The organism is Acidobacteriota bacterium (assembly GCA_040752675.1).
Classification (GTDB): domain Bacteria; phylum Acidobacteriota; class Polarisedimenticolia; order JBFMGF01; family JBFMGF01; genus JBFMGF01.
The window spans coordinates 1-6,663 of record JBFMGF010000101.1 but is presented as its reverse complement, the minus strand read 5'-3'; the positions used below and the strand labels follow the sequence as shown (position 1 = coordinate 6,663).

The 6,663-nt window shown below is 50.1% G+C and carries 6 protein-coding genes; 2 read left to right on the top strand and 4 right to left on the bottom strand.

Annotation, left to right across the window (positions count from 1 at the left end):
* Positions 1 to 619 precede the first annotated feature (619 nt).
* Together AB1756_09250 and AB1756_09245 are read left to right on the top strand one after the other, a co-directional pair.
* Complete coding sequence (locus tag AB1756_09250; GenBank protein MEW5807514.1) at positions 620 to 1,336, top strand: cation transporter; 717 nt, start codon at positions 620 to 622, stop codon at positions 1,334 to 1,336.
* Between the two features lies 1 nt (position 1,337).
* The gene (locus tag AB1756_09245) at positions 1,338 to 2,948 is read left to right on the top strand and encodes a DNA topoisomerase VI subunit B (protein MEW5807513.1); all 1,611 of its coding nucleotides are present in this window, start codon (positions 1,338 to 1,340) and stop codon (positions 2,946 to 2,948) included.
* A 22-nt stretch (positions 2,949 to 2,970) separates the two neighbouring features.
* Here AB1756_09245 and AB1756_09240 read toward each other — a convergent pair whose 3' ends face one another.
* From AB1756_09240 to AB1756_09225, 4 genes are all read right to left on the bottom strand, one after another.
* Positions 2,971 to 3,510, bottom strand: coding sequence for an NTPase (locus AB1756_09240; GenBank protein ID MEW5807512.1), 540 nt, complete (start codon positions 3,508 to 3,510; stop codon positions 2,971 to 2,973).
* A 73-nt stretch (positions 3,511 to 3,583) separates the two neighbouring features.
* The gene (locus AB1756_09235; GenBank protein ID MEW5807511.1) at positions 3,584 to 4,900 is read right to left on the bottom strand and encodes a cytochrome c3 family protein; all 1,317 of its coding nucleotides are present in this window, start codon (positions 4,898 to 4,900) and stop codon (positions 3,584 to 3,586) included.
* A gap of 7 nt (positions 4,901 to 4,907) precedes the next feature.
* Positions 4,908 to 5,984 (bottom strand): cytochrome bc complex cytochrome b subunit, encoded by a 1,077-nt coding sequence (locus tag AB1756_09230; protein ID MEW5807510.1) that lies wholly within the window; start codon positions 5,982 to 5,984, stop codon positions 4,908 to 4,910.
* Between the two features lie 83 nt (positions 5,985 to 6,067).
* Positions 6,068 to 6,520, bottom strand: coding sequence for a Rieske 2Fe-2S domain-containing protein (locus AB1756_09225; GenBank protein MEW5807509.1), 453 nt, complete (start codon positions 6,518 to 6,520; stop codon positions 6,068 to 6,070).
* Between the last annotated feature and the right edge of the window lie 143 nt (positions 6,521 to 6,663).

The window sequence follows — 6,663 nt, the reverse complement described above, 5'->3', positions numbered from 1 at the left end:
CAGTTCTCATGTACACTTTTTGGATAGGAACCAGATTTTTTAAGCTAACATTTTAAATACTTCGAGCGATTAAGTCTGTCAATGGGAAAGTTTATGATGTCGAAATCCCTGTGCGGCTTTCGACAGACACGGTGGGAGATATGATTGTTGGGGTCGGAGACCCAGTCGGATATGAACTATGATCAACTGGAGCCAGCGGTGCAGCGAATAGACCAGACTATGAGTCAGAAACCCAGCCATTCCAACCCCCTTTATTCCGGATGACAGAAGAGCCAGTGTCATAGGTTTCTCTTTTGAGCAGGTTTAAGGGGATATCCCGCTCGATATTTAGATGGAAGCCGCAAGATTCTCTTTACTATTGAAAATCGCATATTCACGAATCTTCAACTCTTTCATCTTTATGGCCCAAAGCCCTGGCCTTTAGGCCGGGGATTGGTTTATTATATTTTGTTTTTTGTGGCTTCTTCTTTAAGATCTTTCAATAGATAGAATTAGAGATCTTGAAAACAAAGCCAGGTGCAGGTGCCCTGGAATCTACTGTCTGGAAAACCCCATATCTCTGAATATTGAAGTCAAAGTGCTTTGAACAGTCTTCCTAACTGAGGGAGAAAGATCATTGATGGAAAAGAATCTAAGATTGGAACTGCTGAAGAAGGGGTTGAGGCTGGAGTATTTCACGATCGGGTGGAATGTCGTTGAGGCAATTGTCGCAATCGGTGCTGGCATCGTGGCAGGATCAATCGCTCTCGTGGGCTTCGGGCTCGACAGCATCATCGAGACGGCGTCCGGTGCGATCCTCTTCTGGCGGCTCAAGAAAGAGATAAGAGTTGGAAGTGAAAAATGGAAAGAAAAAAGAAAAGAAAGAGGGGGAGAAAGAGAAAAGGGGATGGAGAAGCAGAACGAAAAGGAGAATGATGAGGAATATGAAAAAGTGATAGATGAAGAGATTGAAACGGCTGAGAAGAGAGCGCTTCTCGTTGTTGGGATAACATTTTTACTCCTGGCCTTCTATGTTGCCTATGAGTCGGGGAAAAAATTGATCCTGAGGGAAATGCCCGAAGAGTCCATTGTCGGAATCGTCCTGGCTGCACTCTCTCTCATCGTCATGCCTGTTCTTTCCTATCTCAAAATGAAGACCGCCAGGCAGTTGAACAGCAAAGCGCTCGAGGCGGATGCCATGGAAACCGCCATCTGCTCATACCTTTCATTCACGCTCCTCTTAGGGCTTACTCTCAACGCCACGCTGGGCTGGTGGTGGGCCGATCCGGTGGCTGCTATCGCCATGCTTCCTGTTATAATTAAGGAAGGCCGGGAGGCCGTTGAAGAGGCAAGATAAAATGAGGAGAGTGAAAACGAAAGAGGAAACCATCGTTAAAGAAAAGGAAAAGAGGGAGAGGAAAAAAGAGACTGCGCATACACTTGCGATGAAACAGAGGGAGATCTCCATCGCGGAGTTCTTTACGAAGAACAGGCACCTCCTCGGATTCGACAATCCTCAGAAGGCGCTCCTTACGACTGTGAAGGAAGCCGTGGACAACTCGCTTGATGCCTGCGAGGATGCGGCGACTCTGCCGTCCATCAGGGTCCTCATCGAAGGGCTTGCGGAGGATCGGTACAGGATCACGGTGGAAGACAACGGTCCGGGGATCGTCAAGAAACAGATCCCGATGATATTTGCCAGACTGCTCTATGGGTCGAAGTTCCACACGCTGAAGCAGTCGCGAGGACAGCAGGGGATTGGGATCTCGGCTGCGGGTCTCTATGCACAGCTAACGACCGGAAAACCAGTGCGGATCACGTCTAAGATTTCACCGGACAAACCAGCGCACTACTATGAACTCATGATCGATACGTCGAGAAACAAGCCGGTCATAGTGACTGATACCAAAGTCCAGTGGAATGCAGCCCACGGGACTATGGTCGAGCTTGAGATCGAAGCGAGCTATAAAAAGGGGAAACGTTCGGTAGACGATTACATACAGCAGACAACGCTTGCCAATCCCCATGCGGAGTTCTTCTACAAGCCTCCCAAGGATGATCTTCTCCATTATCCACGGATTTCCGAGACGCTTCCAGAGGACACGCTGGAGATCAAGCCGCATCCTTACGGCGTCGAGCTCGGGGTGCTGATCAACATGCTCAAGGATTCAAAGGCTCGCAACATAAGGAAGATGTTGATCGGCGAGTTCTCCAGGGTGAGTGCAAGGGTGGCGGATGAGATCCTGCAGAAAGCGGAAATCAACCCCTCCATAAGGCCGGGCAAACTTTCCAACGGTGACACGGAGAGGCTCTATCGAGCTATTCAGAATGTGAAGATAATGTCGCCGCCGACCAACTGCATCGCCCCGATTGGGGAGAATCTTGTCTTCAAGGGGCTCCAGGAAAGGGTCCAGGCCGATTTCTACACATCGTGCACGCGTCCTCCATCTGTCTATCGCGGAAACCCGTTCCAGGTCGAAATCGGGCTGGCTTACGGAGGGGAGATGCCGGCTGATGAACAGATCGAAGTAATGAGATTTGCCAACAGGGTGCCGCTGCTATATCAGCAGTCTGCCTGCGCCATCACGAAATCAATCCTGTCGACTGATTGGAAGCACTACGGACTCCAGCAACCGAAAGGGTCGCTGCCAGTCGGCCCAGTGGCACTCTTCGTCCACATCGCTTCGGTCTGGGTTCCATTCACATCGGAGAGCAAGGAGGCAATCGCGCATTATCCAGAGATCATCAGGGAGACCAGGCTTGCGCTTCAGGAGTGTGGCAGACGCCTGTCGGCCCACATAAAGAGGCACATCCGAGTCCAGGAGGAACACAAAAAGCGTTCTTACATCGAGAGATACATCCCCCACATCGGAGAAGCCCTACAGCTGATCCTTGCCTTCAGCGACAAACAGAAGGAAAGAACCATCACCAATCTGAAAGACATCCTCCAGAAAAGCCGCAAGATGTAAAGGGATAAAGGATGACCGGATCTTAGAAGGTAGAGCTGGACAAGTGAGACACTAAGATATCGGGAAGGGAATTCCTGTTTTCCCTGGTGACTTCGATTATGGTGACGTCGGGACGGGATTTAACTTCCTGAATGAAGCCGCCTCCTTTGAGGGCGATGGTTGCCAGGACAGGAATGACCGAGTCGAGGGCTCTTGTGACCGCCTCGCAGAACAGCTTTGAGAGACATTCCATTTTCCCGATCTCATCGATGACAATGAGTTTCTTGGCTTTCAGATTGCCGTTGAGAAGGGGAAGGACAAGCTCCTCGAAACCTCTGACATCCACGCAGTATCGGCCGACACGCGCACGACTTCTGATATTGATATGAGAGAGAACCCCTTCCTTCCCATCGATCGTCCTGATCTTGAAACCACTACGGCTTCCCGCTTCTCTGATCTCGGAGGTGTAGAAACCCGAGACGATCCCTTTGCCCTTCAACCGTTCGACGACCTTCTCGATGACAGTAGTCTTTCCGACCCCGGGCAACCCCATCAACAGGATGTTCTTTCCTTTAATCTCCATCTCTTGGACTCCATTGAAGAAGATTGTTGAGTGTCGAACGATCCACCTGTTTTCTATGAGGGATTGTAGATCTCTAAGATGATGCCGATTGCACTTTGCTGCGGTGGCGAATCTTGAGGTAGAGGATGACAGCAACGATGGCGATGAAGAAAAGGGAAATGGCAAGCCCCTTCCGTCTGAACTGGAGTTCGGCGAGTGCTTCTCTGCCCCCTTTAAGCCCCTTCTGTGCTGAAGAGACCCCTTCGTCTATTGATTTCTCGATCTTCTCGACGCTGAAGGTATGAACAAGAGCCCTTGCATGCGTGAGCTGGTGCTCTGCTTCATCGATGGAGAACATTGCATCTCCGACCTCCATTCCGGAGGAAGCAGCTTTCTTGACCACCGCTTCCGCTTCGGAGACGCTGTTCTTGAGAGAATCGATCAGGTTTCTTATATCGCCTGCCGCCCTGTATCCCTTGCTCTCGGGTGAATGGCAGGTAATGCAGAGACTCTTTCCTGAGGTTCCCACCATTTCATCGTCAGGAGTCAATATCTCGTGGTTCCCGTGGCAAATCTCGCATTCGGGAATGTTGGTGGCATCGTAGGCCTCTTTGTGAGGACTCTTGATGAACATCTCCCAGTTGGCAAGGTGGCAGTGGCCACAGATGTTCCCGATCGATTCCACCCCGGGAGGCATCGGTCCATGGTTTCCATGACAATCGTTGCAGGTCGGGGCGGAAATGTCCCCCTTCTCATAAAGAGCCCTGCCGTGGACGCTCTTCCTGTATTTCTCGTACTGATCGGTCGGGATGCTGTACCCTGCCATGTACTCCTTGCTGGAATGGCATTTCCCGCATGTCTCCACGATGTTTGACGGGAAGACCGGTGACAGAGGATCTTTCGCGCCGACTATCCCGTGGACTCCGTGGCAGGAGATGCAGGTGGCTACCTTCCTGTCACCTTTTCCGAGCAGGAGACCATGCTGACTCGTCCTGTACTGTTCAAGCTGGTCGGTCTGTAGATTGGGATCGAACTTCTTCATGTAGGAAGCACTGGCATGACACTTTCCACAGAATTCTGGGATCTCCTGGGGTGCTGGTTTTCCCTTGAACCCCTTATTCTTATCCATGGCGACTTCGTAGTCATCGGTCTTGATGTCGGGGTTCCCGCCATGGCAATCAGCACAGGATAGACCATACTGGAAATGAATATCTTTCTTTATAGCATCGACAGGAGCTGAAAGCTCGCCGCCCAGATCCCTGTGACACTCGATGCAATTACTGAACTTCTGTGCGAAGATCAGACTGTTTGAAGAATCTGGCGCAGAAACAGTAACTGCAGCGGAAATAAAAACCGCGGTGACAAGAAGTTTTAATCGCATCGAGATAGCAAAGAATCCAATGTTCTTCATTTCAAGCTCACTTGAGATAACCAAGGACCGTGAATATCAACATATAAACGATACCGAGATAGCCGATGATTGTGAAAATCGGACTTCGCTGCTCCTTCCATGCCCATCGATCGAGGAAGGGGACAACCATCCAGAAGAGCGCGACGAATCCGAACGACAGGACAGCGACCATCTCGCCTTCCAGTCCTGCTATCTTCGCCGGGACATACTTGAGAGTCTGGAACATGAACATGAAGTACCATTCTGGTCTGATCCCTGCTGGAGCAGGAGCAAAGGGATCGGCCTTCTCACCGAGCTCCCATGGATACAGCGAGGCGAGAGCTGCGATGATGCCGAGCATGACGAACCACCCCAGGACGTCTCTCATCAGGAAATCAGGCCAGAAGGTCATCTCCTTCATCTTCCCCTTGAATTTATCCAGGATTGTGATCGGGGTGCTCATTCCATGGATCTGAACCAGGGCAAGATGGACGACAAGGAAGAAAGTCGTGATGAGTGGAAGAATGGCAACATGGATTCCGAAGAATCTTGTCAGCGTCGCGCCAGTTACATGTTCTCCACCCCTCAGAAGGACCAGCAACTGGTGGCCGATGAAGGGAACCTGGCTGACGATGTCGGTTCCGACCTTGGTGGCGAAGAACGAGAGTTCGTTCCATGGGAGCAGATAGCCGGAGAAACCGAAGGTCAGCGTGAGGAAGAAGAGAAAAATCCCGGAGAGCCAGGTGAATTCTCTTGGTGGACGGTAAGCCTTCATCAGGAAGACGGTGAGCATGTGGACGAAGGCCATGAAGACCATCAGGTTGGCGCACCATCCGTGGATCGAACGGATGAGCCACCCGAAGGAGACTTTCGTCATGATGAACTGGACGCTCTCGAAAGCGGATTCGGGCGATGGGCGGTAGTAAAGCAGAAGAAGAATTCCCGTGATGACCTGAATGAGGAAGAGGAACAAGGTCATCCCGCCGAAATAATAGCAGATTGCATAGCGATGTACGGGGACCTTCTTGTGCCGCAGAAACTCCATTATATCGGGGAGCCTCAATCCCTCGCTCACCCACTCAAACATGACTTTCAGTTTTTCCATCCTTATGATTCTGGGCTCTTTTGTGCTAATTAACTGTATTTATCAACCCGATATCTTAAAAGCCTTTTAATGAAGATCGCATGTTACCCTTTCTTGGAAACAACGATCTCATCTGCTCTTATTGTAACCAGATATTCTTCAAGAGGTCTTGGAGGCGGACCGGCGATGTTCTTTCCCGTTAGGTCGTAATGCCCGTTGTGGCAGGCGCACCAGATATATTTCAGGTCGTTTCTGTACTGGACGGTGCAATCGAGATGCGTGCATCGGGCAGAGAAAGCTTTTAGCTCGCCTGCCGACGTGTTGATGAGAATAGCTGGGTCATTGCCGAACCGGAAGATCTTCCCGGAATTAAGCGGAAGTTCACCAACCTTGCCAGCGACGACATTGTTCTGGATAGCTTCGGCCTGCTCCGGAGGAAAGACAAATTTAATGATAGGGTAGAGAGCAGAGAAAATTGTGGCGAAAATACCGATTCCAAGAAGGTAGTCAAGGAAATGTCTTCTCACAATCTTGTTTTTCTCTTCCTTTATCTCCATGTAATAGCCTTTTGTTCGAGATATTTTAGATGAAATTCCTCCATTTGCAATAACAAAATTAGAGATTATCTCTTTCTTGATAAATGATGATAGAATTCTTAACCGAAAATTTTCATGCGTAGAGGGCATGGCATGAAGGGTGC

Coding starts and splice junctions, on each gene's coding strand:
- AB1756_09235 (MEW5807511.1), bottom strand. CDS start 4,900: ATGAAGAACATTGGATTCTTTGCTATCTCGATGCGATTAAAACTTCTT.
- AB1756_09230 (MEW5807510.1), bottom strand. CDS start 5,984: ATGGAAAAACTGAAAGTCATGTTTGAGTGGGTGAGCGAGGGATTGAGG.
- AB1756_09250 (MEW5807514.1), top strand. CDS start 620: ATGGAAAAGAATCTAAGATTGGAACTGCTGAAGAAGGGGTTGAGGCTG.
- AB1756_09225 (MEW5807509.1), bottom strand. CDS start 6,520: ATGGAGATAAAGGAAGAGAAAAACAAGATTGTGAGAAGACATTTCCTT.
- AB1756_09240 (MEW5807512.1), bottom strand. CDS start 3,510: ATGGAGATTAAAGGAAAGAACATCCTGTTGATGGGGTTGCCCGGGGTC.
- AB1756_09245 (MEW5807513.1), top strand. CDS start 1,338: ATGAGGAGAGTGAAAACGAAAGAGGAAACCATCGTTAAAGAAAAGGAA.